Raw genomic sequence first — 25509 nt, 5'->3', positions numbered from 1 at the left:
CACCTCCGTGCGGGGCGGGACGCAGATGCAGCCACCTACCTGTGGCACGCAGGCCGGGCCCACGCTCCGGCAGAGATCCGGGACGCGGTCACCGCGTACCGGGCCGCAGGCCGGACGGACGCTGCGGAGGCGATGCTGAACAGCGCCGCAGCTCGTGATCTGCGGGCTGTTCTCCATATCGTCGGCACGCTTCTCGAAGCCCGGCAGGTTGAGGACGCTGCCACCCTCGTCAACGCTGCCCTCAGCCACCATCCTGCCTGACCGCTGCCCGACCGTACCCGTCAGTGCTACCGAATGGGGCAAACCATCTCCTGGAACATCGTCCGCTCCGCTGTCGGTCCTCGGCCCCGGGACCCTCCTGCCGCGAGGAACCGCGTTGGCGGGGCTGGACAGAACTCATGAGCCAGCCGAACCGGTCCGTCTGCTCGGACCCTGCATGGTTATGAAGACAGCCCGCCGCCCCGACTTTGGCGAGCGAGAGCGACGGGCGTCGCGTCACCACCAAGCCGTCAAACAAGGAAGTGAACGCATGAACCACATTCCCATGAACCCGCGGGATGGCGCCTCTCCGGTGCTGATGATTCTGTGTGCCTGCGCAAGCCCGGTCGGCAGCCTGCTCCTTTCGGGCTCGGAGCACGGGCCTCAGGACCCGGCGCATGTCTGGGCGGTGGTGGTCCTCGTCTCCGTGGCGATGATCTGCCAGACCTGGTACCAGGTGTCCGTCACCCGGCGGTCGTAGCGGCACCCCCTGTCCTCCGCCCCACTTGGCGGGCTCCCTCCTACCAGCAGTACGGCAACGTGGTCGGCAGGCATCACCGTCTTCCGGCCACGTTGCTGCTCCTCCCCCGGCCGTCGGCCCGTCGGCGTAAAGTCACGCGCAATGGTTCTCTAACAGGGAGGTTCCGGACATGGCACCGGTCCCGTCGGCGGCAATAGCTGCAGCAGGGCTCGTAGGCGGCTACGCCGTAGCCCGCTGGACCAAGAAGCGACCGCTGGGTGGGGTAGCGCTGGCTGCTGCTGGGGCTGTGGCGGCTCGGGAGTGGGAGCGGAAGGCTGGGAAGAAGGCTGCGGCGGCGCTGAGTGGGGTGTACGTGGCGGCGTTTGCCGGGTCGCATCCGTTGGCGAAGAAGGTGGGGGCCTGGCCGTCGGTGTTTGCGGTGGCGGGGGTTGTGGGGGCTGCCTCCTGGGCGGTTGCTGATCGGGGTGGGAGGTAGGCCAGGAAGGCAGGTTTCAGGGGGCGCAAGACGCAAGCGGGTGGGCACGTACTCGGTACGTGCCCACCCGCTTTCGCATCTCCTGGTGCTCGGTGTGGTCAGGCCGATGCCTCGTTGAGGAGGGTCAGTTCGTCGTTGGTGAGGTGGAGGTCGGAGAGGGCCATCAGGGCGGGGAGTTGGTCGACCGTGCGGGCGCTGGCGATGGGGGATGTGACCGTGGGCTGGGCGGCCAGCCAGGCGAGGGCGACCGTGGCGTGTTCGGCCTGGTGGGCGGCGGCCACGGTGTCCAGGGCGGCGAGGACCTTGCGGCCGCGGTCGGTGGACAGGTGCTGGGCGGCCTTTTCGGAACGGACGCTGTTCACATCGCTGTCCGGGCGGTACTTGCCGGTGAGGAAGCCCGACTCAAGGGCGTAATACGGGACGGCGCCGAGGCCGTGGCGCGCGACGGTGTCGGCCAGCTCCCCCTCGTATGTTTCACGGGAAACCAAGTTGTAGTGGGGCTGTACGGCGACATAGCGGGCCAGGTTCTCGTCGGCGGAGAAGGTCAGGGCCGCTTCCAGGCGCTGCGCCGAGATGTTGGAGGCGGCGATCTCGCGGACCTTGCCGGCCTTGACGAGTTCGTCGAGGACCGGGAGGAAGTCGGAGACGTCGAGGGATTCGTCGTCGTAGTGGGTGTAGTAGAGGTCGATGTAGTCGGTGCGCAGGCGGGTCAGGGACTCGTCGACGGCGGCTTTGATGGTGGCCGGGGCCAGGCCCTTGTGGTCCGGGTGGGCGCCGACCTTGGTGGCGATGACCACCTGGTCGCGGTTGCCGCGGGAGGCGAGCCAGTTGCCGATGACGGTCTCGGACTCGCCGCCCTTGTTGCCGGGCACCCAGGCCGAGTACACGTCGGCGGTGTCGATGAAGTTGCCGCCGCCCGCGACGTACGCGTCCAGTACGGCGAAGGACTGGGGCTCGTCCGCGGACCAGCCGAAGACGTTGCCGCCGAGGGAGAGCGGGGAGACGGACAGGGAGCCGAGGGTCTTCTGCGTGTGTGTATCGGTCATGATCTTCCCAACGTAGGCGGGGAAGTGCGGAAACGCAGCCGGGGCGGGGAAGAAGGCGCAAAAAGGCCGGCTCGGGCACTGGCACGAAGGCCAGGTCAGGTGCCTGGGGCCGAGGTCAACGGGCTGGCGATGCTCTCCAGGGAGCGGCGTTCGGCGCGTACGGCCAGGAGGGCGGCGGTGAGGCCGGCCAGGCACATCAGGGTGGCGCCGATGCAGAAGGCGAGTGCGGTGTCGGCGACCACGCCGGACTCGGTCAGGCCGGCGAAGACCAGGGGGCCGCTGATGCCGCCCGCGGCCGTACCGACCGCGTAGAAGAAGGCGATGGCCATGGCCCGGGTCTCCATGGGGAAGATCTCCGAGACGGTCAGATACGCGCTGCTGGCGCCGGCCGAAGCGAAGAAGAGGACCACGCACCAGCAAGCGGTGAGCGTGGTGGCGGTCAGATGCCCCGCGGAGAAAAGCCAGGCGGTGGCGAAGAGGAGGGCACCGGAGAGGAGGTAGGTGCCGGAGATCATGATGCGGCGGCCGGCCGTGTCGAAGAGCTTGCCGAGGAGCAGCGGGCCCAGGAAGTTCCCGGCCGCCATCACGGCGAAGTAGTAGCCGGTGCTCGCCGTCGGCACGTCGAAGAACGCGGTCAGGATGGCGCCGAAGCCGAAGGTGACGGCGTTGTAGAGGAACGCCTGGCCGATGAAGAGGGCGAGGCCGAGGATGGCGCGCCGGCGGTAGCGCGAGAAGACGGTACGGGCGATCTCGGTGAAGCCGATGCTCTTGCGGGGGCGGATGGTGATCTCGCCCTCGGGCTCGGGCAGGGGCGCGCCCTTCTCGTCGGTGATCTGTTTCTCGATGGAGGCGACGAGTCGGTCCGCCTCCTCGCCCCGCCCGTGGATGAACAGCCACCGTGGGCTCTCCGGCACATGGCGGCGTACGAGGAGGATGACCAGGCCGAGGACGACGCCGAGCGCGAAGGTCAGCCGCCAGCCGACGTTCATGGGGAAGATCGCGGTGTTCAGCATCACGATGGACAGCAGGGACCCGCCGATCGCGCCGAGCCAGAAGCTGCCGTTGATGAGGAGGTCGACACGTCCCCGGTAGGCGGACGGGATCAGCTCGTCGACGGCCGAGTTGATCGCCGCGTACTCGCCGCCGATCCCGAAGCCGGTCAGGAAGCGGAAGACGAAGAACCACCAGGAGGAGAAGGAGACCGCGGTCAGGGCGGTGGCGGCCAGGTAGACGGCCAGCGTGATCAAGAAGAGCCTCTTGCGGCCGAAGAGGTCGGTGAGCCGTCCGAAGAACAGCGCGCCCGAACAGGCCCCCGCCACGTACAGGGCCGCGGCGATACCCGTGACCTGCGCGGACGAGATGGGCAGACCACTGCCCCGCTCGGAGAGGCGGCCGGCGATATTGCCAACGACGGTCACTTCCAGACCGTCCAGGATCCACACCGTGCCGAGGCCGATCACCACCATCCAGTGCCAGCGGGACCAGGGCAGCCGGTCGAGGCGGGCGGGGACGTCGGTGGTGATCGTGGGGGTGTTGGCGGTGAGGGTGGTGTCGGAGGTGGCGGTGTCGGGGGCGGCGGTGCCGGGCGTGGTTCGCTTGTCCGTGCGGCCGGCGTTCCCCGTGTTCCGGTCCGCGGTCGTACCGGATGCGGTCCCGCCGGTCCCGCCGCCGTTCCCCGTCCCCGCCGTGTCGTTCGGTTTCATCGCACCCTCCTGGACCGGGCCGGGGCCGGTTCACCCCGGCGGCGCATCCATCCGAGTGCCCGGACGCCGCCGCGCAAAGCAATTCCGCCGCGTACAGCCGACGGAATGCCCAGGTCGGAGGGGGAAGGAAGGAAAGGAAGGGCGGGAGGGGCGGGAAGAGAGGTGGGCCCCGCCCCCACACCCGCCTCAGACGTCGAGCCCGTGCTCCCGCAGCCACGGCTTCGGGTCGACCGGAGCGCCGCCGCCCGGGCGTACTTCCAGGTGCAGGTGCGGGCCGGTGACGTTGCCGGTGGCGCCGACGCGGCCGATGACCTCGCCGGGGGCGACCTTGCCGGAGGCGCGCACGATCGACGAGAGGTGGCAGAACCACAGCTCCGTACCGTCGTCCGTGGTGAGGACGATGCGGTAGCCGTACGCGCCGGCCCAGCCGGCCTGGGTGATCGTGCCGCCGTGGACCGCCTTGGCCGGGGTGCCGGTGGGGGCGGCGAAGTCCAGCCCGGTGTGGTTGGCCACCCAGCGGTCGCCCGCCTGCCCGAAGCCGGCGGTGAGGGTGTACGAGGTGAGGGGCGAGACGTAACTGCGGGCCAGTTGGGCGCGGCGCTCGGCCTCCGCCTTCGCGCGGTCCGCCGCCTCCGCCTTGCGCCGGGCCTCGCGCTCCGCCGCCCCCTTGGCGGCCGCGGCCTTCTCGGCCTCCTGCCGGTCGGCCGCCGCGTCCCGCGTGGCCTGTTCGACGGCGGCCTGCTCGGCGGCTGCGCGCTGCTCGTCCTCCGCGGCGCTCTCTTGCCGGTCGGCCTGCTGGAGGATGCGGTCGCGCAGCGAATCGCCCGCGCCTCTGCCCTGCTCCGCCTCGCTACGGCTGAGGCCGGCCTGGGTGAGGGGGCCGGCGGACGCCTCGGTGACGCCGTCGGCGCCCGGGGAGTCCGACGCGCCGGATATCAGGTCGCCGATGCCCGGCAGGGACGTGGCGTCCGGCAGCTGGGCCGCGAGGTCGTCCGCGAGTCCGCCGAGGTCGGGCATCGACACCGGTACCGGGGGCCGGTCCTCGGCCGACGCCATGCCGCCGGCGCCCACCGCCGCGATGACGCCGACGCCCAGGACCGTACCGCCGCGGGCGAGTCCGCCGCGCTGCTTGCCGACGACGCGGTGCTTGCCGCGTACAGGGCGCACGGAGTCCTCGGTCGGGTTCCACTCCTCGAAGGAGTCGAAGGGGGCGTCGGCCGCACCGACGGCGCTCACCGCGTCAACCTCGAACGCGCCGGGGTCGGCGGTCGCTTGGGGGACGATGCGTATGCCGGAGGTGTGCGAGGCGGCGGCGGACGGCGCGCCGACAGCACCAAAAGGAACCTCGGGGACGGAGCCGGCAGGGCTGTTGGACGCCACGGAGGCGCACTCCTTTCCTTCCTCTCGCCTACCGGGTCAGCGGTGGGGCCGCCTACCGGGCCGGGCGGCGCCGGCGGTGGCCCTCCCAGAGCGTCGGGCGCTGGGACATGCGGAGCAGGACGGGCTTCCGGGCCTGCGACGGACGGTTCCGATGGGCACGGTGGGGGTACGGATCGGCGGCCGTCCGGCATACCCCGAGGTGGTGGTTGCCCGGTTCCCAGGACTCGCGCCGGGCCGGCACCGGGGCGCAGGCCGGTCCAGCGGTGGTCCAACGGTGATTCAGTTGTGAACCTGCTGACGGGATTCGGCGTCGGCGCACGGTGCCGCCTCTTGCGACGGCTGGGACGACCGCGCTCCGTTATCGGACTGTAATAGACTCCGCGGCCGGATACCAAGCGTTCGGGCGAATCCGAGGTCATTTTGTGGTGGCTTTGGCCTTGACTTACACCCCATCAGGTATGAAATCGGGGCAACTTGAAAAACGATCTTCAAACCTGAAATCCCTGATTGTGCGGGAGTCGTTATGCGTGAGGGGGCCAGACGATGACGCTCCGTATGGGCAGTAACGTCTGATCATGGTCGTCAACAGCGTGCGGGCACTGGCGGATCGATATGTGAACTTCGCCTGGTATCAGGCGCGCGGGCAGTCCGACGCCCACGAGGAGCTGGCCGCGCGGATCGGCCACGATCCCGAGTTCTGCGCCCACCTCGCGCGCTGCCTGCCGGACGGCGAGAAGCAGCAGCCCAACCTCCTGCTCGCCGCCGTCCGCTACCTCGACGGCCCCTACGCGGAGCACGGCCCGCGCGGCGACGCGGCGTACCGCGGCTGGCGCGAGTGGACCCTGCGCCACTGGGACGAGGTGAGCACCGTCATCATGCGGCGCCGGACACAGACCAACGAGCCGGCCCGCTGCGCAGCCCTGCTCCCTCTCCTCGCCCGTCTGCCGCAGCCGCTCGCACTCCTGGAGGTCGGCGCGTCGGCGGGCCTGTGCCTCTACCCGGACCGCTATCGCTACCGCTACGACGAGCGGCCGGAGTTCGGCGCGCCGGACAGCGCGGCGGTCCTCCGCTGCCGTACGGGGTCGGGCACCCCCGTACCCGACCGCGTCCCGGCCATCGCCTGGCGCGCGGGCATCGACCTCAACCCCCTCGACCCGGCCGCCCCCGACGACGTCCGCTGGCTGGAGGCCCTCATCTGGCCGGGCGCCACCGACGAGCGCCTACGGAGCCAGCGGGCCGCCAGAGAGGCGGTACGGTCCGCGCCGCGCCCCCGTATGGTGCGCGGCGACCTGATCGACACGCTGCCCGCGCTGGCGGCCGAGGCGCCGCCCGGGGCGACCCTCGTCGTCTTCCACACCTCCGTACTGGCGTACCTCCCTCTGGAGCGTCGCGAGGAGTTCGCCCGGCTCGTACGGTCCGTACTACAGGAGCGCGACCGCCTGGGGCACGGCCCCGGGCACTGGGTCTCCAACGAGCACCACCCCGTCCTCCCATGGATCGTCCCGCCCCGGCTCGTGCACCCCCTGCCGACGACGGAACGACTGCTGACCCTGGCCCTCGACGAGCGGCCGGTCGCCCTGACCGGCCAGCATGGGCAGAGCGTGCAGTGGCTGTGAGGCCATTGCGGCAGCCGCTCCGGCGTAGGGGCCCGCGCCGGTACGCCGACGGGTCCCTCACCCCCGCATCGGCCGCTGCACCGCCAGCAGCGCCATATCGTCCGCCGTCTCCCCGCCCGTGTGCGCTGCCACGTCCTCCACCAGCGCGTCCAGTAGCGCCTCCGGTCCGTGACCCGACCAGACCCGGCCGCCCAGCCGCGCCGCCGGGTCGTAGAAGACGCCGTCGCGGTTGCGGGCCTCGGTCACGCCGTCCGTGAAGAGCAGCAGGATCGAGCCCGCCGGGCAGGCCGTCTCGTCCGCCCGGTCCGGCCAGCCGGCCACCTCGCTCATGCCGAGCGGCAGCGCGGGCGATTTCGGTGTCAGCTCGCACAGCTCGCCGTCGGGTGCGAACAGCAGCGGTGCCGGATGGCCTCGGTTGAGGACGCGCAAGGCGGCGTGTTCGTCCGAGGGCAGCTCCGCCAGTACGGCCGTGGTGAACCCCTCGAACTGGTCGAGGCCCTCCCGCCGGCTGCCCTCGCGTTGCAGCGCGCGCTCCAGCCGCCCCGCCACTGCCTCCAGACTGGCCTCCTGTTCGGCGGCCTCGCGGAAGGCCCCGATGACGATCACCGCGGCCTCCACGGCCTCCAGCCCCTTGCCCCGTACGTCGCCGACGATCAGCCGTACGCCGTGCGGGGTGTCCTGCACCGCGTACAGGTCGCCGCCGATCCGGGCGTCCGCCTGCGCCGCCACGTAGCGCGCCGCGACCGCCAGCCCCCCGATCCGCTCCGCGGGCGTCGGCAGCACGGCCCGCTGGGCAGCCTCCGCGACGTCCCGTACGGAGGCCAGCCGCGCGTCGCTCATCCGTACGACCCGGTTGATACCGAGCGCCAGGATGGCGACCACCAGAACCGTCAGCCCCTCGGTGAAGGACTGGTTCGTGTCCCGCCCTCCGTGGTACGTCACGACCCAGGTCTCGGCGGCGACGGCGGCCACCGCGGTCACGGCCGTACTGCGCAGCGAGTACAGCGGCGCCGCCACCAGGGGCGCGGCGGAGAAGAACGGCGCGGCCGTGTAGCGCTCGGGCGTACCGCTGTCGAAGATCAGCCCCGCCACCAGCAGGATCAGCGGCAGCCAGCAGACGACCCGCTGCCCGAACGGCGACATGCCGGAGCGGCGGCGCCGCCGCTCCCGATCGCCCGTACGGACCCTGCCGCCTCGACGCACCCGCACCGGCCTGCCTCCCACTCCCGCGCGCCCGTCCGACCCGTACGAACACCGTCGCCGTCCCCAGGTTTTCCGCTGCCGCGCCGGGCGGCGAATCAGATTGGGCCGTACGGGTCAACCGGGCCGGACGCGGGCGGCGGGCCCGCGGCGCATCCCGAGGGCGCTTGCTCGGTGTCGTACGCCCCTGCGAAGGCGAAGCGCCCGCCCCGGGAACACGACGACGCCCCCGTCCGGAAGTTCCCAGCGGGGGCGTCGTACGGCGGACCGGAGGGCTCGCCTCCGGCTCGTACCTGGTGGGCCATCAGGGGCTCGAACCCTGAACCAATGGATTAAAAGTCCACTGCTCTGCCAATTGAGCTAATGGCCCGCACCGAGCAGCATAGCCCGCGTACCCGCCGCAGCCCGAAGGCATTGGCCATCGGAGGGCCGGAGCGGATGCGTCCGCTTCGGGGCGGAGGGGGCGGGCGGGCCCGGTGGGCGGTGCGGCGTACGGGTAACGGGGCGTGCGGAGGCCGCAGTTGTGACGCGGGGCCCGCACCGGCTTCCGTGACGATGTACGGAAGTACGGTGCGGGCCCCGCGATGTCACAGATCCGCGTCAGCCGTTGCGCTTCCAGCGCGGCTTGTCGTCGCGGCGGCCGAAGGAGCCGGCGCTGTGGCCGCGGTGGTCGTCGCGGCGGCCGTACGGGCGGTCGCCGCCGCCCGAGCGGTAGCCGCCCGAGGGGCGGTCGTCGCGGCGGTCGCGGTTGTACGGACGGTCGCCGCCACCGGAGCGGTAGCCGCCGCCCGAGCGGCCGCCGGAGCGGTCGTCACGGTTGAAGGAACGGTTCGGGCGGTCGCCGCGGTCCCGGTTGAAGCCACCGCGGTCGTCGCGGCGGTCGCGGTTGAAGCCGCCACCGGAGCGGTCGTCACGGCGGTCACGGTTGAAGCCGCCACGGTCGCCACGGTCGCCGCGGTCGTCACGGCGGAAACCGCCGCGGTCGCCACGGTCACCGCGGTCGTCCCGGCGGTCACGGTTGAAGCCGCCACCGGAACGGTCGTCACGGCGGAAACCGCCGCCCGAGCGGTCGTCGCGACGGTCACGGTTGAAGCCGCCACGGTCGTCGCGGCGGTCGTCACGACGGTCGCGGTTGAAGCCGCCGCCGGAGCGCTCGTCGCGGCGGAAACCGCCACGGTCACCCCGGTCGTTGTCCCGGCGGTCCCGGCGCTCGTAGTTGCCCCGCTCGTCGCGGTACGTGGAGCGGCGCGGCGCCTCGTCGGCCTCGGGCTCGGCCTGGGCCGGCACGACGGCCGCCGCGGCCTCCTCCACCGCCGCCTCGGCGGCGGCCAGCGCCTCCGCCGGGTCCTCGCCCCGCTCGCGCGCGGCGCGCGCGGTCAGCCGGTTGGCCTCCTCGCGCAGCTCGGCCGCCCGGCGCTGCACCCGCTCCAGCTCGCGCGACAGCTCCTGCGCCTCGCGCTCGGCCTGCTTGGCCGAGTTCGTGGCGGAGTCGGCCTGCACCTCGGTGAGCGAACGGGCGCCGGTGATCCGGGCCACGTCCTCGTCGAAGGCGCCGGCGCCGCCGACGATGTGGCGCGAGGCGTCCACGCCCGCGTCCTCCATCAGGCGGAAGATCTGGCGGCGCTGGTGCGGCAGGGCCAGCGAGACGACCGTGCCGGACTGGCCCGCACGGGCGGTACGGCCGGAACGGTGCAGGTAGTCCTTGTGGTCACCGGCCGGGTCCACGTTCAGGACCAGGTCGATGCCGTCCACGTGGATGCCGCGGGCGGCGACGTCGGTGGCGACCAGGACGTTGACGTAGCCGTCCTTGAAGTCGGCCAGCGTGCGGGTACGGGCGCCCTGCGTCATGCCGCCGTGCAGCGCGTCGGCGCGCACCCCGGCGTCGCAGAGCTGCTCGGCGACGCGGTCGGCGCCGAGCTGGGTGCGCACGAAGATGATGGTGCGGCCCTTGCGGGCGGCGATGGCGGCGGTGACCGGCGCCTTGTCCTTCGGCTTCACGACCAGGACGTGGTGGGTCATGGTCGTGACCGCGCCCTGCGCCGCGTCGACCTCGTGGGTCGCCGGGTCGGTCAGGTAGCGCTTGACCAGGGTGCCGATCTCGTTCTCCATCGTGGCGGAGAACAGCATCCGCTGGCCGCCGGACGGAATCAGGTCGAGCAGCTCGGTGACCTCGGGCAGGAAGCCCAGGTCGGCCATCTGGTCGGCCTCGTCCAGGACGGCGACCTCGACGTCGTCCAGGGAGCAGGCGCCGCGGTTGATGATGTCGCGCAGGCGGCCCGGGGTGGCGACGAGGACGTCGACACCGCGCTCCAGGGCGTAGATCTGGTTGCCCATGGACGTACCGCCGCAGACGACCTTGAGCTTGAGGCCCAGGACGTCGCCGTACGGCTGGAGCGCGTCGCTGACCTGCATGGCCAGCTCACGGGTCGGGGTGAGGATGACGCCGCGCGGGCGCTTCTTCTCGGTGTGGCCGCCGGCCAGGCGGGTCAGCAGCGGCAGACCGAAGGAGAGGGTCTTGCCGGAGCCGGTGCGGCCACGGCCGAGGATGTCGCGCCCGGCGATGGCGTCCGGGATGGTCGCGGCCTGGATGGGGAACGGGGTGGTGACGCCGTTCTGGGCCAGCTTGCGGACGATCTTCTCGTCGAGCCCGAGGTCGGCGAAGGTGATCTGCGGAGCGGCGTCCTCGGCGGACTCGGAGGACTCGGCCTGGGCGGCCGCCTCGGTCGCCTCGGTCACCGTCTCGGCGACGGCCTGGTCCTGCTGGGGGGCCTGCTCGTCGGCCGCGGGCAGGACGGACTGATCAGTGGAAACAGACATGCGAAATGCGAAACCTTCCGGAGTCTCGGCACAGGCACGCGCCCAAACTCCGTGAGACTTCGAAAATGACCGCCTCAATGCGGTCAGCCACGGCAAGGGAGAGAACGCGCCACACGGCGCTGCTTCACGCGCCGGGCAAATGGGATCAAACGATCTACCACCATACTCACCTTGGCCCCCGAAAGGCAAATGCCCTCCGAACCACCGTTCGCCACCCGTGTCCCCCGAGCCCCCGCCCGCCTCGTGCGCCCCGTCTCCCCGCTCCCCCGCCACTGCCCTTCAGCCCCGGTTACGGCCTCGCGCCCATATGCCGTCCGGTCCCGTCCGTACACAGTCCAGCACCGTTCGTATGCCGCCTCGCCCCGCCGCCCGCACCATCAGCCCGCACTCCCGTCAACCCGAACTTTCCGGCTGCGAGGGACCCGGCGGCCCGGACGTCGGGGACGACGCGGGAGCGCTCGGCTCCGGGTCCGGGGTCGCGCTCGGTGTCGGCTTCACGGTCGGAGTCGTACGGGGCGGCTGGGAGGGCGTCGAGGGGCGGCTGCTGCCGGGCCTCGACGGTGGGGGCGCCGCGGGACGGGAACGCGACGGGCCGGCCTGCGAAGGGCCGGGAACGTCACCCGACGCGGGCTCGGGCTCCGGCTCAGCCGAGCGCTCCGACGGCGCGCGCCCCTTCGCGGGCGCCCCCGCGTGCCCCTCCGTACCGTGTCCGCCGACCGTGCGCCCTGCCGTGCGCCGGGGACTTTCCGTACGGCTGTCCACCGCGCCGCCGTCCGGCGCGGGCCCGCCGTCGTGCCGCGCGGCCGAACCCGAGGGCCTGGGCGGTTCCGCGTCGCTCACGCTCATGCAGCCGCTCAGCGACGCGGTCAGGGCGGACGCGGCGGCCACGGCGGCGGCGAGCCGGGTCAGGGCCGGTCCGGTAAGGGGGGAAGCGATCGGGCGCACGGGTGGGACCTCCGGATCCGGGGGCGCGGAGACTGCGGAGATGAACGCCCTGCCCAACTCCCGCCGACGGCCGGAGGACACGCGCCGTACGCACCGGATCCGGCCCGTTTTCCCCTGATCACCGCCCCGGACGCCACCGGCACCACCCCGAACGCCACGAAAGCCGCGAACCGCCGGCCACCAGGCCCCGAACACCCGCCGGACACCCGGGCCCGGCGGTCGACCGGCGGCCCACCGGCGCCCGCCGTCGCGTCCGGGCCAACCCCGCCCGCCCCCGCACACGCCCCGGCGCGCCCCCTAGCCGTACCCCAGCGCGTGCAGCCGCTCGTCATCGATGCCGAAGTGGTGGGCGATCTCGTGGACGACGGTCACCTCCGTCTCCGCCACCACGTCCTCGCGCGTCTCGCACATGCGCAGGGTGGGGTTGCGGTAGACGGTGATCCGGTCGGGCAGTACGCCCGCGTACCACTCGCCGCGGTCGGTCAGCGGCGTGCCCTCGTACAGCCCCAGGAGGTCGGGGTCCTCGGCCGGTGGTTCGTCCTCGACGAACACCGCCACGTTGTCCATCAGCCGTGTCAGCTCCGGCGGGATCCGGTCCAGCGCCTCGGCGACCAGTTCCTCGAACTCCTCGCGCGTCATCTCCAGCACACCCCCCATTGTCCGCCACGCCACGCACGGCGGCGGTACCGCGCGGCCCCGTCGGCGGGGCAGCGGCGCGGTGGTTGCCGGTGCCCTTCACGGGCCGTTTTCCGGGCATGACGGGCGCGGCGCCCGGGAATACGCGCCCAATGGCTCGCGTCGCGCCGCCCGGGGACGGCTCCCCGGGCTCCTCCGGCTCCTCCGTGCTCCGGCTGCTCCGTGCCTCGCTCACCCGGGTGCGGGGTTTCCCCGCCGCCGTCCTCCGCGACTACCGCTCCCATCACTCCGCTCCCACCAGCACCCTCACCCACACCCCGCACCCGTACGCCCGCGCCCTCGGGCTGCTCGCCGCCACCCTGCTCGGCGCCTGGCTGGGGCTGCTGATCGTCGGCAGCATCCACGCGCCGGTCGGGCCGGTGGACACGAACATGACACTGCGCCCGTCACTCACCGGCGGCACGAAGATCAATGTCTCGCCGCTGGGCGCCCTGGAGCTGCGCAGCCACTACGCGCCGATACGGCTCGATGTCGACGTCGACCGGCTGGATCCCGTACGGTCCCAGGCCCTGGTCGACCACCCGGAACGGTTCGCCGGCCTCCAGGAGCAGGTCACCCGCGATGTCGTCAGCGGCACCGGCACCCTCGCCTTCCGCTCCTGCGTCGCGGTCGTCTCCGGCGCCACCGCGCTGGGCCTGGCCGTCTACCGCAGGCCGCGCCGCGCGCTGGCGGCCGGCGGGCTGGCGCTCGCCCTGCTGGCCTCGTCCGGCGCCGCCGCGTACGCCACCTGGAACCCCAAGTCGGTCCTGGAGCCGAAGTTCTCCGGGCTGCTGTCCTCGGCGCCCTCGGTGGTCGGCAACGCCCGCAACATCGTCAGCGAATTCGATGTGTACCAGAAGGAATTGGCACGCCTGGTCACGAACGTCACCAAGCTGTACGAGGCGACCTCGACGCTGCCCGCGTACGCGCCCGACCCCACCACCATCCGCGTTCTGCACGTCTCCGACATCCACCTGAACCCGGCGGCCTGGCAGATCATCAAGTCGCTGGTGAAGCAGTACAAGATCGACGTGATCATCGACACCGGCGACACCATGGACCACGGCTCGGCCGCCGAGAACGCGTTCCTGGACCCGGTCGCCACGCTCGGCGCGCCGTACGTGTGGGTGCGCGGCAACCACGACTCCGCCACCACGCAGAAGTACCTGGCGACCCGCAAGAACGCCACGGTCCTCGACGACGGCCGGGCCGTCAGCGTGGGCGGGCTGCGCATCGCGGGCGTCGGCGACCCGCAGTTCACGCCGGACCGCTCGGTCGTCGCGGAGGGCGACTTCGACGAGCGCACGGCGGGCGGCAAGCTGGCCGACTCGCTCCGTACGCAGCGACTGGCCGGCACCCCCGTGGACATCGCGCTGGCACACAATCCGGTCGCGGCGACCGAAGCCGACGGCCTGGCTCCGCTGGCCCTGGCCGGGCACATCCACCACCGGGAGAACAGCGTGCTCCCCGGAGGCACCCGGTTGATGATCGAGGGCTCCACGGGCGGCGGCGGGCTGCGCGCGGTGCAGGGCAAGAAGCCCGCGCCCGTACAGGCGTCCGTCCTGTACCTGGACCGCCGGACCCGGCACCTCCAGGCGTGGGACGAGATCACGCTCGGCGGGCTGGGCCTGTCGAAGGCCGAGGTCAGCCGCCACCTGCCGCAGGAGAACCGGCCGGGCGCCTCGCCGTCGCCGAGCGTCGGGCCGTCCGGCACCCGCTCCCCGGGCGCCTCGGCCACCCCGTCCGGCACACCGTCCCCTGGCTCCCCATAGGCCCCACGACCCGCCCGGGACACCGCCCGCGGGTCGGCCGGACCACCCGTCCGGCCGACCCGCCGCGGCCCCCGCCGCCGGGTTCGAACAAACCGTTTTGGCGAACGGTCCCTGCATCCCATATGCTTCTCACGTCCCCGACGGCGCCCCACAAGGCACCAAGGCGGGCCATCAGCCCTCATCGTCTAGTGGCCCAGGACGCCGCCCTTTCAAGGCGGTAGCACGGGTTCGAATCCCGTTGGGGGCACGCATTACCGTGTGCGAGACTGGTTCTCGCACAGTGCAAGGTCCTGTGGAGCAGTTTGGAGTGCTCGCCACCCTGTCAAGGTGGAGGCCGCGGGTTCAAATCCCGTCAGGACCGCTGTGGCTGGGTAGCTCAGTTGGTACGAGCGATCGCCTGAAAAGCGATAGGTCGCCGGTTCGACCCCGGCCCCAGCCACCAGCAGTGGGAAAAGGCCCCGATCTTCGGATCGGGGCCTTTTTCATGCTTCGGATCTCATGCCTCGGGGCTCATGCCTCGTACCGGGTGGCCGAAGCGGCCGCCCCGTAGGACGGCCGCCCCCGTACCCGTACCGCGCGTCAGGCCCCCGGCGCGCCCGCCCGGTGCACGCCCGAAGCGAGCGCCCCCACCTCGCGCCCGCCCGGATGCCGGTGCCGCCACGTCCAGAAGACCGCGCAGGAGACCAGCGCCCAGCCCGCCAGCACCAGGAACGGGAAGGCGTGCTGCGAACCGCCGAAGTAGACGGCGGTGTGCTGCGCGTTGACCGAGGCGCCGGGCGGCAGCCAGCGGCCGATGTGCCCGAGGACGGACGGCAGCAGCGGCCAGGAGACCGCGCCGCCCGAGGACGGGTTGCCCAGCAGCACCATCAGGCCCCATGTCGGGATCATCGCCCAGCGCCCGATCAGGGTGTTGAACATCGTGAAGACCATGCCGGACGTGAACATCGTCAGCGCCAGGATCAGCCAGGACTCCACGAAGGGCAGGTCGAGCGCGCCCAGCAGCCAGTCCACGACCGCGGCGATCGCAAAGGCGCCCAGCAGCGCGTACAGCACGGTGAAGGCGATCCGTTCCAGCGGATTGAGCCCGCGCGCGTGCACGCTCAGCTGGATCGCGCCGACGAACCCGATGATCACCGCGGCGAGCGAGATGTAGAAGAGGGCGAGCCCGCGCGGGTCGCCCTCCTGTAGCGGCTTGAGGTCCTTGACCTCCACCGGTACGCCGACCGCCTTGCCCACCTTGGGCCCCGCCTGTTCGAGCACCTGCGCCACCTGGGCCCCCGCCGCCCCGGCCACGTCCAGTTCCACGCTCCGCTCCCGCACCCGCAGGATCGCGAAGACCTCCTGTTCGTCGATGCCCTCCTCGGCCTCGGCGTACGAGTCGTACGCGTGCAGTTGGAGGGAGGCGTTCAGGGCCTTCTCCATGCCGCCGACGAACGCCTTGCCGTGCGGGGACTCCGGCGGGCCGACCACGGCGGTCGGGATGTGCCGCGGGGTCGGGTTGGCCATGGTGTAGGTGTACGAGCCCGCGAAGAGGCCGGCGGCAATGGCGAGGATGAAGACCAGCACGGTGGCGGGCAGGAACGGCGACTTCTTGAACGCGGCCCATCTCTCGGCCTTGGTGGGAGGCCGTCCATGGGCGCCGTGCGGTTGGGGAAGGTCACCGTGCTGATCATCCATAAGGCCACGCTAAAGCACCTATCCCGGACATTCCCCTGGTGGTCGGCCCACGGTGTGGGGGATGGGCGAAGGGGGTGCGGGGGCTGCGGATGTACGGGTCCGGGCCTGATGGACGCCTCCCGGCCGCGTACCGCGCGCCGCTCCCCCGTCCGCCCCGGCAGCAATTCGTTCGCCACCGTATTCGCGGAGGTGAGATCCTGGGTTGCGTATGTCCAGTCAGCCTGCCTCCGCCCGGCCCGACGGTGCCGCCCCCACCCTGCCCGCTCTCCTGGAGCGGCTGCCCGAGCTGATGCTGCGCGACCAGCAGCGGCTGGGGCGCCGGCTCGACGGCGCGCGCCGGATCCGCAAGCCCGAGGCCCGCGCGGCCGTGCTCGCGGAGATCGCCGACGGGATCGAGGAGGCGGAGCTGCGGGTCGAGCGGCGCCGCGCCGCGGTGCCCGCGATCACATATCCGGAGCAGCTGCCGGTCAGCCAGAAGAAGGACGAGATCCTCGAAGCGATCCGCGACCACCAGGTCGTGATCGTCGCGGGCGAGACCGGCTCCGGCAAGACCACCCAGATCCCCAAGATCTGCCTGGAGCTGGGCCGTGGCGTACGGGGTCTGATCGGGCACACCCAGCCGCGCCGGATCGCGGCCCGTACGGTCGCCGAGCGGGTCGCCGAGGAGCTCAGGACTCCGCTGGGCGAGGCGGTCGGCTGGAAGGTCCGCTTCACCGACCAGGTCGGCTCCGACACCCTCGTGAAGCTGATGACCGACGGCATCCTGCTCGCGGAGATCCAGACCGACCGCGAGCTGCGCCAGTACGACACGATCATCATCGACGAGGCCCATGAGCGCAGCCTCAACATCGACTTCATCCTCGGCTATCTGGCGCAGCTGCTGCCCCGGCGGCCCGACCTGAAGGTCGTCATCACCTCCGCGACCATCGACCCGGAGCGCTTCGCCCGGCACTTCGGCTCCTTCGCCTCCGTACAGGCGCAAGGGGACGGGGACGAGCCCCCGAGCGCGCCGATCGTCGAGGTCTCCGGCCGTACGTACCCGGTCGAGGTCCGCTACCGCCCGCTCCTGGAGGAGGGCGGCACCGACAGCGACCGCGACCAGATCACCGCGATCTGCGACGCGGTGGACGAGCTGCGGGCCGAGGGCCCCGGCGACATCCTGGTGTTCCTCTCCGGCGAGCGCGAAATCCGTGACACCGCGGACGCGCTCAACAAGAAGAACCTGCCGCAGACCGAGGTGCTGCCGCTGTACGCGCGCCTGTCGCACGCCGAGCAGCACCGCGTCTTCCAGCGCCACACCGGCCGCAGGATCGTTCTCGCGACCAACGTCGCGGAGACCTCGCTGACCGTGCCGGGCATCCGGTACGTGATCGACCCCGGCATGGCCCGGATCTCCCGCTACAGCTACCGCACCAAGGTCCAGCGGCTGCCGATCGAGCCGATTTCGCAGGCCAGCGCCAACCAGCGCAAGGGCCGCTGCGGCCGGACCAGCGACGGCATCTGCATCCGGCTGTATTCGGAGGACGACTTCCTCAGCCGCCCGGAATTCACCGACGCCGAGATCCTGCGGACGAACCTGGCCTCCGTCATCCTCCAGATGACCGCGGCCGGCCTCGGCGACATCGAGAAGTTCCCGTTCATCGACCCGCCGGACCGCCGCAACATCAAGGACGGCGTCGACCTGCTCAACGAGCTGGGCGCGCTCGACCCCCAGCAGAAGGACCCCAAAAAGCGGCTCACCCAGATGGGGCGCAAGCTCTCCCAGCTGCCGGTGGACCCGCGGCTGGCCCGGATGGTGCTGGAGGCCGACCGCAACGGCTGCGTACGCGAAGTCATGGTGATCGCGGCGGCGCTGTCGATCCAGGACCCGCGCGAGCGGCCCGCCGACAAACAGCAGCAGGCCGACCAGCAGCACGCCCGCTTCAAGGACGAGACCAGCGACTTCCTGGCGTATCTGAACCTGTGGCGGTACGTCCGCGAACAGCAGAAGGCTTTGTCGTCCTCGGCCTTCCGCCGGATGTGCCGCAACGAGTACCTGAATTACCTGCGTATACGCGAGTGGCAGGACATCTACTCGCAGCTGCGCACGGTCGCCAAGACGATGGGCGTCCACCTCAGCGAGCAGGACGCGGCACCCGACCCCATTCACACCTCCCTCCTCTCCGGTTTGCTTTCGCACATCGGATTGAAGGACACGGACGCCAAGAACGAATACCTCGGCGCCCGCAGCGCGAAATTCGCGGTCTTCCCCGGCTCGGCGCTCTTCAAGAAGCCGCCGCGCTGGATCATGTCGGCGGAGCTGGTCGAAACGTCCCGCCTGTGGGCGCGGGTGAACGCCAGGATCGAGCCGGAGTGGATCGAGCCGCTGGCCCAGCACCTGGTGAAGCGGACGTACAGCGAGCCGCACTGGGAACAGAAGATGGCCGCGGTGATGGCGTACGAGCGGGTGACGCTGTACGGCGTACCGATCGTCGCCCAGCGCAAGGTGAACTACGGGCGGATCGACCCGGAGACCTCCCGGGACCTGTTCATCCGCAACGCCCTGGTCGAGGGCGACTGGCGCACCCACCACCAGTTCTTCCACGACAACCGCAAACTGCTCGGCGAGGTCGAGGAGCTGGAGCACCGCGCGCGCCGGCGCGACATCCTGGTGGACGACGAGACGCTCTTCGACTTCTACGATCAGCGACTGCCCGAACACGTCGTATCCGGTGCGCACTTCGACTCGTGGTGGAAGAAGAAGCGCCACGACGAACCGGAGTTGCTCAACTTCGAGCACTCCATGCTCATCAACGAGTCCGCCGAAGCGGTCACCAAGGACGACTACCCGGACTCCTGGCGGCAGGGGAAGCTCAAGTTCCGCGTCACGTACCAGTTCGAGCCGGGCGCGGACGCGGACGGCGTGACCGTCCACATCCCCCTCCAGGTGCTCAACCAGGTCACTTCCGAAGGCTTCGACTGGCAGATCCCGGGCCTGCGTGAGCAATTGGTGACCGAACTGATCCGTTCGCTGCCCAAGCCGATCCGCCGCAACTACGTACCGGCACCGAACTTCGCCGCCCGCTTCCTGGATTCGACGGTGCCCCTCCAGGGCTCGCTGACCACCGCCCTGGCGGCCGGGCTCCAGCGGATGGTCGGCGTCCCGGTCGACCCGGCCGACTTCGACCTGGCCAAGGTCCCGGACCATCTGAAGATCACCTTCCGGGTGGTCGACGAGCGGCGCCGCAAGCTGGCCGAGGCCAAGGACCTCGAAGCGCTGCGGCTGAAGCTCAAGCCGAAGACGCAGGCGGCGCTCACCAAGGCGTTCGCGCAGGCCGCCGAGCGGCCCGCCAAGGAGGGCAAGGGCAGCGAGGCCGGGGCGCCCACCGCCCTGGAGCAGCGCACCGGCCTGACGTCCTGGACGCTCGGCACGCTGCCGCGCACCTTCGAGACGCGGCGCGGCGGTCAGCCCCTGAAGGCGTACCCGGCGCTGGTGGACGAGGGCGCGAGCGTCGCCGTACGCCTCTTCGACACCGAGGCGGAGCAGCAGGCCGCGATGTGGGTCGGCACCCGCCGTCTGATTCTGCTGAATATTCCGAGCAACCCAGCCAAGTTCGCGCAGGGAAAGCTCACCAATCAACAGAAGCTCGCACTCTCGGCCAACCCCCATGGCTCCATCCAGGCCCTCTTCGAGGACTGTGTGACGGCCGCCACGGACCGGCTGATCGCCGCGCACGGCGGACCGGCCTGGGACGAGGAGTCCTTCCGCAAGCTCTTCGACGCGGTGCGCGCCGACCTGGTGGACGCGACGATGCGCACGGTCCAGCAGACCCGGGAGGTGCTGGCGGCCTGGCAGGCGTGTGAGCGCCGTCTCAAAGCCACCACCTTCCCCTCCCTGCTCCCCTCCCTCACCGACATCAAGGAGCAGCTGGCCGCCCTGATCAAGCCCGGATTCGTGACCGCGCACGGCACGAAGCGGCTGCCGGACCTGATGCGCTACCTGGTCGCCGTCGACCGCCGGCTCCAGCAGCTCCCGAACAACGCCGAGCGGGACCGCTCCCGCATGGCGAAGGTCAAGGAGATGCAGGACGAGTACGCCTGGCTGCTGGAGCAGTTCCCGCCGGGCCGGCCGGTGCCCGCCGAGGCCCGGGAGATCCGCTGGATGATCGAGGAGCTGCGGGTCAGCTACTTCGCGCACGCGCTCGGCACGGCGTACCCGGTCTCCGACAAGCGGATCGTGAAGGCCGTGGACGCGGCGGTGCCATTGCCCTCGGACTGGGTGTCCGTGGGTGATGCGACAACGCCGCGAGGTGCCGTGCCAGGCGTCGCGGGCCCAGGATGATCCGAAAGACACGCCCTAGGCATGACCGGTCCCGGCGGCCCCTCCCGTACGGGCCGCCGGGACCGAGTTCGACCGCACCCCCTGACCTGCTGTAGAGTCTTGCTTCGCAGCACCGCGCAAGCGGAAGCGGCACCAAGGTCCTGTGGAGCAGTTTGGAGTGCTCGCCACCCTGTCAAGGTGGAGGCCGCGGGTTCAAATCCCGTCAGGACCGCATCGATCGGCCCGCATCCTCGGGGATGCGGGCCGTTTGCGTTGCCCTCCGGCCGGGGAGTGTGGACGGGAGTGCCGCGTCCCCGTGGCCTGAAGGCCGGGGGCGCACGGGCCGGGGGCCGTTCCGCGTATTGACCGAGGCGTGCACCGCCGGTAGTCACGAGGCAGAGCGCGGGGCCGGGAGGAGTTGCGATGCCGACAGCCGCCAGGCACGAGATCAGAGCGCTGCTGCGGGCCCATCTCTCGGCCGCCACGGGCTATCGCCACCTGACCCGCCACTGCCCCGTGTGCGCCCGCCTGCTGCGGCTCGCCATGGAGCCCCGTAGCCGCACCGACGGCGCCCCTGCCGCCGACTCCGCCGCTCGACCGGGCGAACGGCCCGCCACGGGCCCTTCCGCGGCCTCTGGCGCCCCACCGCACACGGACCCGGTGTCCCCCGAAGCGGACCACGCGCCGCCGGCCGCGGCGGCGGAGGACGAAAGTCCCGCCGTGCGGTGACCAACGGCGCCTTTCCCACCGCCCCTGCGGTGGGAGGCTGTTGAGGAAAGAGGAGCGCGCGGGCCCTTTATCGCAGCGGCGTCGAGGCCACAAGCGTCCGCGCCTGTGACGGGTGTCACCGGACGACTTTCGGGAACCGGGAAGCTTACGGCCGCCCTACACCCGGTCAATTTAATATGTGCAATTGCACTGCCCACCCGGCAGTCCGCGGACTGGACCGGAGAACGGCGGGGGCCCGCTCCCGGCGGCCCCCGCGGGCGGTGCCCAGCCGGCCGGGCCGGCTCCGGGCCCGGTTCGGCGCGCACAAAAAAAATCGCGCTGGACCCGGCGGAGTCCAGCGCGATCGATGACGTACCCAGATGGTGCGGGTGTGGCGCCTGTTGGGGCAGACACCGCGTCATATGGAGCTTTGTGGTGCTAGATGGTGCTGAGCGGAGCCGGCTGGGGCTCCATGGGCCGGGATCGGGTTGGGGGGCCCGAAAACAGCCCGGTCATGCGGTTGTTCAGGATTCGCTGCGCTGCTGCGGAATGCCCGCGAGCAGTGCGCGAACCTCGGCCTCGCGGTAGCGCCGGTGTCCTCCGAGCGTGCGGATGGACGTGAGCTTGCCTGCCTTGGCCCAGCGGGTCACCGTCTTCGGGTCCACGCGGAACATCGTGGCGACCTCGGCGGGGGTAAGCAGCGGCTCGGCGTCAGGGGTGCGAGCGGTCATGAGCGGCCTCCTCGGGAGAACCGAACCATCACGGTTCTTTCCTCTAAATTCTGCACCTTGACCCGCGTTGCCCGAAATGGCGGACGCGGGCCGAGTCGGTTATAGGACGAACGGCTTGTCCTCGGCACTACAACTACACCATCTGTCCAGCCACGTCGGCCAAACCGATGGAATTGCCCTCTCAGGTGTTCAACCTCGGCGGAAGCCGATGGACCATGCCATAGCGGACAGTCACCCCACCGTGACGATCAGTCACACAGTGACCACCCGCCATCAGACCCACCAAGGAGCGCAATACCGAACTATCCGCCCTTACTAGGGCGGAAGGAACCCTTGTCGGGCTCCTTGTCCTATTTTGGCACGAGGGTATGGCTTGGCCGCAAGGCCCGAAGTCAGTGCTTTAGGTCACGCTTGAGGTAATCGTCCGGATCGGGACCTACGTCCTTCACCTTCGTCTCAGTAGTGTGCACGAACCTCGTCGGCTGCTGATCATTTTGTCGTTCCGCGGGAACGGCGAGGGCCGGCCGGAGCCCGTACGGGCCACGTCGGGACACCTACGAACCGCATCGCAAGACCGTACGCAGCGCAGCGGCCCCGCGCACCCCTCCCGCACCCGCCGTCTCAGCTGGCGAACTGCCGCTCGCGCACCTCACGCCACCGGTCCGACAGCTTCTCGTACGCCTCGCCGGCCCGGTCGCTGTCGCCCTCGCGCAGCGCCGCCAGCCCGTCCGCCACCTCGGCGGCCGACCGGTCCTCGGCCAGCTGCCCCTCGGGCACCGCGTGCACCAGCCCGCCGTAGTCCAGTTCCACCAGCGCCCGCGGATGGAACTCCTCCAGCCACCGGCCCACGTCCACCAGGCCGTCGATCAGCGGGCCCTCCTCCAGGGAGTCGCGCAGCGTCCGCAGCCCCCGCGCCACCCGGCGCCGCGCCTGCACCATGGGCGTGCGGTAGCGCAGCACCGGGCCCTGCTCGCTCTTGGTGTACTCCCGCTCGTCGTCGCCGAACAGCGCGAACCAGCGCACCGGTACGTGCCAGGTGGCGGTACGGATCCACGGCCGGGCGTCCGGATTGCGCTCCAGCCACTCCTCGTAGTCCGCGGCCGCCTGGCGCCGTACCACCGGCGGCAGCGCCGCGTCCAGCACCGGCGCCGGCAGCAGTTCGGACAGCTCCTCCAGGGCCTGCCAGCCGCGCAGCCGCGTCCGCCACGGACAGACGCACGTCACGCCGTCCACGACCGCGACGAAGGCGTCGCGGCTCTCGTGAACCGGCACCGGAACGGGCGGAGTGGGCAGCAAATCGGCCAGAGACCGCCGAAGTTCGTCCTGAACCGTAGGGGTCTCGGTACGCCGGGCGTAGCGCGCCCAGTAGGAGCGCTCCGGCTCGGGGAACGCTGCCAGCGGCTCGTAGACCCGTAGATATGCCGCGTACGGGACCATCACCGACGACGCCAGGGCCACGCCCGCTCCTTCGATTCCTTCACGATGCCGCCCACGGAAACAACAGCAAAGAATGGCAAAGAGGTGCAAAGTGCCGGGAGTTGGCTCACGCCGCCCGGCCCGAGGTACGGCAAATCGTCCCACGCCCGTCCCCCAGGAGAGGGTGATCCTTCGCACTGCACCGATCAGCGCCCCCTTCAGGTCTTACTCTCTTCCCGACCGGCCCTCCCGCCCTCCCCCCTGCCACAAGTAAGTGGGAGCCACCGGAGGGCGTCCTCCGCGACTTATGGGAGTCACCACCGTGACCGACGTACGTCTTCCCGTCAGCGCCGACGGCGGCGTCCTGCATACCCTCTTCCGTTCCGAGCAAGGTGGCCACGAGCAAGTCGTCCTGTGCCAGGACCGCGCCAGCGGTCTGCGGGCCGTCATCGCCATCCACGACACCGCCCTGGGCCCGGCCCTCGGCGGCACCCGCTTCCATGCGTACGCCTCCGAAGACGAGGCCGTGCTGGACGCCCTGAACCTCTCCCGTGGCATGTCGTACAAGAACGCCCTCGCCGGCCTCGACCACGGTGGCGGCAAGGCCGTGATCATCGGCGACCCCGATCTGATCAAGACTGAGGAACTCCTGCTCGCATACGGCCGGTTCGTGGCCTCTCTCGGGGGCCGTTACGTGACCGCGTGCGACGTCGGCACCTACGTCGCGGACATGGACGTCGTCGCCCGTGCGAACCGGTGGACCACCGGCCGCTCCCCCGAGAACGGCGGCGCCGGCGACTCCTCGGTCCTGACCGCCTTCGGCGTCTTCCAGGGAATGCGTGCTTCCGCGCAGCACCTGTGGGGCGACCCGACCCTGCGCGGCCGCAAGGTCGGCGTCGCGGGCGTCGGCAAGGTGGGCCACCACCTCGTCGAGCACCTCCTCCAGGACGGCGCTGAGGTCGTGATCACCGATGTGCGCGCCGAGTCGATCGAGCGCGTCCGCTCCCGGCACCCGCAGGTCACCGTGGCCGCGGACACCGGCGCGCTGATCCGTACGGAGGGCCTGGACCTGTACGCGCCGTGTGCCCTCGGCGGCGCCCTGAACGACGAGACGGTGCCGGCGCTGACCGCGAAGGTGGTCTGCGGCGCCGCCAACAACCAGCTGGCGCACCCGGGCGTCGAGAAGGACCTCGCCGACCGCGGCATCCTCTACGCGCCGGATTACGTCGTGAACGCCGGTGGGGTGATCCAGGTCGCCGATGAGCTGAACGGTTTCGACTTCGACCGCTGCAGGACCAAGGCGGCAAAGATCTTCGACACCACGCTGGCGATATTCGCTCGTGCGAAGGAGGACGGCATTCCGCCGGCCGCCGCGGCGGACCGGCTGGCCGAGCAGCGCATGGCGGACGCCCGGCGGTCCTGACCGTACGCCCGGCCGGCGGACGGCAGCGCCCGTCGGCACGGAGCGTCGAATTCAGGCCATTTCTCCGGCCGGTCGAGCGCGCGATGCCGACCGGTTCCGACCACCAATGTCCCTCAATGCTCGGGTCCGACCGAAGCTGATCGCGATCCGATCATGCTGTCGGGCGGCCCCGGGACGGCTCATATGCCCCTGCGAACGCGGCGCCGGTCACGGACCGTACCGGGCCGCGTCACGGAGGGTGTGGGGAGCGGAGGCGAGGCCGGTCGCGTAACGATCTCTGAGCGCTGCGTAAGGGATCACGGGTCGTGAAGGAGACATCCCTCACCACCCGTCGGCGGGTCGCCGGACCGAACAGGTTAAAATCGCAGCTGACCAGCGGGGACGGGGCGTCCCGCCGGTCGTGCCGAGCGGTCGGTGGTGCGGGCGACGTACCGTATGGCCGCGGAAGCAGGTACCGTTAAAGCCCTACGGGCCGGTCTCTCCGTCGAGAGTCCGCTCTGAATCATGAACGCGTGTCAAGACTCTGGGGCCGTCGAGCCCCGTCGTTGAGGGGGTCGAGCCATGGGGCGCGGCCGGGCCAAGGCCAAGCAGACGAAGGTCGCCCGCCAGCTGAAGTACAACAGCGGTGGGACTGATCTCTCACGCCTGGCCGAAGAGCTGGGTGCATCGCCGCAACAGCCGGCACAGCAGCAGCCGCCGAACGGCGAGCCGTTCGAGGATGACGAGGACGACGACCCGTACGCGCGGTACGCCGACCTTTACAACCGAGACGACGATGACGAGGACGAGGGCAACTCGTCCCAGCAGCGTCGTCGCGCCTGACGTACGGCGGCTCCTGAGTCGTACGTGCACGGTGTGCACAGCATTTCCACGGACCCGGTCCGGG

General features: G+C 71.1%; 19 protein-coding genes and 5 tRNA genes. 14 read left to right on the top strand and 10 right to left on the bottom strand.

All coding sequences use genetic code 11. From position 1 onward, the window contains the following. The first annotated feature begins 132 nt into the window (after window positions 1-132). From ADK86_RS45295 to ADK86_RS41495, 3 genes are all read left to right on the top strand, one after another. Complete coding sequence (locus ADK86_RS45295; RefSeq protein WP_267888816.1) at window positions 133-261, top strand: hypothetical protein; 129 nt, start codon at window positions 133-135, stop codon at window positions 259-261. A gap of 268 nt (window positions 262-529) precedes the next feature. Next, a complete protein-coding gene (locus ADK86_RS28605) occupies window positions 530-739 on the top strand; it encodes a hypothetical protein (RefSeq protein ID WP_053699196.1) in 210 nt (69 codons plus the stop codon). 169 nt (window positions 740-908) lie between these two features. After that, on the top strand, window positions 909-1214 hold the full coding sequence (locus ADK86_RS41495) for a hypothetical protein (protein WP_078952322.1): 306 nt from the start codon (window positions 909-911) through the stop codon (window positions 1212-1214). 98 nt (window positions 1215-1312) lie between these two features. Here the strand turns inward: ADK86_RS41495 and ADK86_RS28600 are convergent, their stop codons facing one another. The 3 genes from ADK86_RS28600 to ADK86_RS28590 form a co-directional block, all read right to left on the bottom strand. Beyond that, complete coding sequence (locus ADK86_RS28600) at window positions 1313-2260, bottom strand: aldo/keto reductase (RefSeq protein WP_053699195.1); 948 nt, start codon at window positions 2258-2260, stop codon at window positions 1313-1315. A 95-nt stretch (window positions 2261-2355) separates the two neighbouring features. Continuing rightward, the gene (locus ADK86_RS28595) at window positions 2356-3963 is read right to left on the bottom strand and encodes an MFS transporter (RefSeq protein WP_234346074.1); all 1608 of its coding nucleotides are present in this window, start codon (window positions 3961-3963) and stop codon (window positions 2356-2358) included. A gap of 186 nt (window positions 3964-4149) precedes the next feature. Further along, window positions 4150-5343 carry a M23 family metallopeptidase gene (locus ADK86_RS28590; RefSeq protein WP_053699194.1) on the bottom strand — a complete coding sequence of 398 codons (1194 nt, stop codon included), beginning with the start codon at window positions 5341-5343 and terminating at the stop codon, window positions 4150-4152. Window positions 5344-5918: 575 nt separating this feature from the next. Between ADK86_RS28590 and ADK86_RS28585 the strand changes: the two genes are divergently transcribed. Further along, a complete protein-coding gene (locus tag ADK86_RS28585) occupies window positions 5919-6959 on the top strand; it encodes a DUF2332 domain-containing protein (protein ID WP_053699193.1) in 1041 nt (346 codons plus the stop codon). Between the two features lie 57 nt (window positions 6960-7016). Here the strand turns inward: ADK86_RS28585 and ADK86_RS28580 are convergent, their stop codons facing one another. The 3 genes from ADK86_RS28580 to ADK86_RS28570 all read right to left on the bottom strand — a co-directional run bounded on the left by ADK86_RS28580 (window position 7017) and on the right by ADK86_RS28570 (window position 10976). Next, window positions 7017-8102, bottom strand: a complete 1086-nt coding sequence (locus ADK86_RS28580) for a PP2C family protein-serine/threonine phosphatase (RefSeq protein WP_053699192.1) — start codon at window positions 8100-8102, stop codon at window positions 7017-7019. A 351-nt stretch (window positions 8103-8453) separates the two neighbouring features. Further along, window positions 8454-8529 (bottom strand) — tRNA-Lys (locus ADK86_RS28575). Between the two features lie 230 nt (window positions 8530-8759). After that, on the bottom strand, window positions 8760-10976 hold the full coding sequence (locus tag ADK86_RS28570; protein WP_053699191.1) for a DEAD/DEAH box helicase: 2217 nt from the start codon (window positions 10974-10976) through the stop codon (window positions 8760-8762). A gap of 349 nt (window positions 10977-11325) precedes the next feature. On the opposite strand from ADK86_RS28570, the gene ADK86_RS28565 reads away from it, so the two are divergent. Then, complete coding sequence (locus ADK86_RS28565; RefSeq protein ID WP_053699190.1) at window positions 11326-12039, top strand: hypothetical protein; 714 nt, start codon at window positions 11326-11328, stop codon at window positions 12037-12039. A gap of 179 nt (window positions 12040-12218) precedes the next feature. On the opposite strand, the gene ADK86_RS28560 is transcribed toward ADK86_RS28565, so the two are convergent. Beyond that, on the bottom strand, window positions 12219-12569 hold the full coding sequence (locus ADK86_RS28560) for a metallopeptidase family protein (RefSeq protein WP_003980582.1): 351 nt from the start codon (window positions 12567-12569) through the stop codon (window positions 12219-12221). Between the two features lie 140 nt (window positions 12570-12709). Between ADK86_RS28560 and ADK86_RS28555 the strand changes: the two genes are divergently transcribed. From ADK86_RS28555 to ADK86_RS28540, 4 genes are all read left to right on the top strand, one after another. Beyond that, window positions 12710-14368, top strand: coding sequence for a metallophosphoesterase family protein (locus ADK86_RS28555; protein ID WP_199834490.1), 1659 nt, complete (start codon window positions 12710-12712; stop codon window positions 14366-14368). A gap of 174 nt (window positions 14369-14542) precedes the next feature. Beyond that, a tRNA-Glu gene (locus ADK86_RS28550) sits at window positions 14543-14615 on the top strand. A gap of 39 nt (window positions 14616-14654) precedes the next feature. Further along, a tRNA-Asp gene (locus tag ADK86_RS28545) sits at window positions 14655-14729 on the top strand. A 4-nt stretch (window positions 14730-14733) separates the two neighbouring features. After that, window positions 14734-14810 (top strand) — tRNA-Phe (locus ADK86_RS28540). A gap of 137 nt (window positions 14811-14947) precedes the next feature. On the opposite strand, the gene ADK86_RS28535 is transcribed toward ADK86_RS28540, so the two are convergent. Next, window positions 14948-16045: a hypothetical protein gene (locus tag ADK86_RS28535; protein ID WP_053699189.1), complete on the bottom strand. Its 1098-nt coding sequence runs from the start codon at window positions 16043-16045 to the stop codon at window positions 14948-14950. A gap of 208 nt (window positions 16046-16253) precedes the next feature. Between ADK86_RS28535 and hrpA the strand changes: the two genes are divergently transcribed. The 3 genes from hrpA to ADK86_RS28520 all read left to right on the top strand — a co-directional run bounded on the left by hrpA (window position 16254) and on the right by ADK86_RS28520 (window position 21074). Continuing rightward, window positions 16254-20366, top strand: coding sequence for an ATP-dependent RNA helicase HrpA (gene hrpA, locus ADK86_RS28530; RefSeq protein ID WP_234346073.1), 4113 nt, complete (start codon window positions 16254-16256; stop codon window positions 20364-20366). A 136-nt stretch (window positions 20367-20502) separates the two neighbouring features. Further along, window positions 20503-20577, top strand: a tRNA-Asp gene (locus ADK86_RS28525). A 191-nt stretch (window positions 20578-20768) separates the two neighbouring features. Further along, window positions 20769-21074 carry a DUF6274 family protein gene (locus ADK86_RS28520; RefSeq protein WP_053699188.1) on the top strand — a complete coding sequence of 102 codons (306 nt, stop codon included), beginning with the start codon at window positions 20769-20771 and terminating at the stop codon, window positions 21072-21074. A 503-nt stretch (window positions 21075-21577) separates the two neighbouring features. Here ADK86_RS28520 and bldC read toward each other — a convergent pair. Both bldC and ADK86_RS28510 read right to left on the bottom strand, forming a co-directional pair. Further along, on the bottom strand, window positions 21578-21784 hold the full coding sequence (bldC, locus tag ADK86_RS28515) for a developmental transcriptional regulator BldC (RefSeq protein ID WP_003980577.1): 207 nt from the start codon (window positions 21782-21784) through the stop codon (window positions 21578-21580). Between the two features lie 621 nt (window positions 21785-22405). Then, window positions 22406-23242, bottom strand: coding sequence for a hypothetical protein (locus ADK86_RS28510; RefSeq protein WP_030372985.1), 837 nt, complete (start codon window positions 23240-23242; stop codon window positions 22406-22408). Window positions 23243-23507: 265 nt separating this feature from the next. On the opposite strand from ADK86_RS28510, the gene ADK86_RS28505 reads away from it, so the two are divergent. Then, window positions 23508-24623, top strand: coding sequence for a Leu/Phe/Val dehydrogenase (locus ADK86_RS28505; protein WP_053699187.1), 1116 nt, complete (start codon window positions 23508-23510; stop codon window positions 24621-24623). Window positions 24624-25184: 561 nt separating this feature from the next. Beyond that, the gene (locus ADK86_RS28500) at window positions 25185-25445 is read left to right on the top strand and encodes a DUF3073 domain-containing protein (protein WP_030372983.1); all 261 of its coding nucleotides are present in this window, start codon (window positions 25185-25187) and stop codon (window positions 25443-25445) included. Window positions 25446-25509 lie beyond the last annotated feature (64 nt).

This window comes from Streptomyces sp. NRRL F-5755, from assembly GCF_001279365.1.
Classification (GTDB): domain Bacteria; phylum Actinomycetota; class Actinomycetes; order Streptomycetales; family Streptomycetaceae; genus Streptomyces; species Streptomyces rimosus.
The sequence above is the reverse complement of the archived record's forward strand: the minus strand, read 5'-3'. Positions and strand labels throughout refer to the sequence as shown.

Bases quoted from the DNA above. Each gene is read 5' to 3' on its own strand.
- ADK86_RS28595 (WP_234346074.1), bottom strand. From the start codon at position 3,963: ATGAAACCGAACGACACGGCGGGGACGGGGAACGGCGGCGGGACCGGC.
- ADK86_RS28555 (WP_199834490.1), top strand. From the start codon at position 12,710: ATGGCTCGCGTCGCGCCGCCCGGGGACGGCTCCCCGGGCTCCTCCGGC.
- ADK86_RS28520 (WP_053699188.1), top strand. From the start codon at position 20,769: ATGCCGACAGCCGCCAGGCACGAGATCAGAGCGCTGCTGCGGGCCCAT.
- ADK86_RS28570 (WP_053699191.1), bottom strand. From the start codon at position 10,976: ATGTCTGTTTCCACTGATCAGTCCGTCCTGCCCGCGGCCGACGAGCAG.
- ADK86_RS28585 (WP_053699193.1), top strand. From the start codon at position 5,919: ATGGTCGTCAACAGCGTGCGGGCACTGGCGGATCGATATGTGAACTTC.
- ADK86_RS28535 (WP_053699189.1), bottom strand. From the start codon at position 16,045: ATGGATGATCAGCACGGTGACCTTCCCCAACCGCACGGCGCCCATGGA.
- ADK86_RS28580 (WP_053699192.1), bottom strand. From the start codon at position 8,102: ATGTCGCCGTTCGGGCAGCGGGTCGTCTGCTGGCTGCCGCTGATCCTG.
- ADK86_RS45295 (WP_267888816.1), top strand. From the start codon at position 133: ATGCTGAACAGCGCCGCAGCTCGTGATCTGCGGGCTGTTCTCCATATC.
- ADK86_RS28605 (WP_053699196.1), top strand. From the start codon at position 530: ATGAACCACATTCCCATGAACCCGCGGGATGGCGCCTCTCCGGTGCTG.
- ADK86_RS28500 (WP_030372983.1), top strand. From the start codon at position 25,185: ATGGGGCGCGGCCGGGCCAAGGCCAAGCAGACGAAGGTCGCCCGCCAG.
- bldC (WP_003980577.1), bottom strand. From the start codon at position 21,784: ATGACCGCTCGCACCCCTGACGCCGAGCCGCTGCTTACCCCCGCCGAG.
- ADK86_RS28565 (WP_053699190.1), top strand. From the start codon at position 11,326: ATGCCGCCTCGCCCCGCCGCCCGCACCATCAGCCCGCACTCCCGTCAA.
- ADK86_RS41495 (WP_078952322.1), top strand. From the start codon at position 909: ATGGCACCGGTCCCGTCGGCGGCAATAGCTGCAGCAGGGCTCGTAGGC.
- hrpA (WP_234346073.1), top strand. From the start codon at position 16,254: ATGTCCAGTCAGCCTGCCTCCGCCCGGCCCGACGGTGCCGCCCCCACC.
- ADK86_RS28505 (WP_053699187.1), top strand. From the start codon at position 23,508: ATGGGAGTCACCACCGTGACCGACGTACGTCTTCCCGTCAGCGCCGAC.
- ADK86_RS28600 (WP_053699195.1), bottom strand. From the start codon at position 2,260: ATGACCGATACACACACGCAGAAGACCCTCGGCTCCCTGTCCGTCTCC.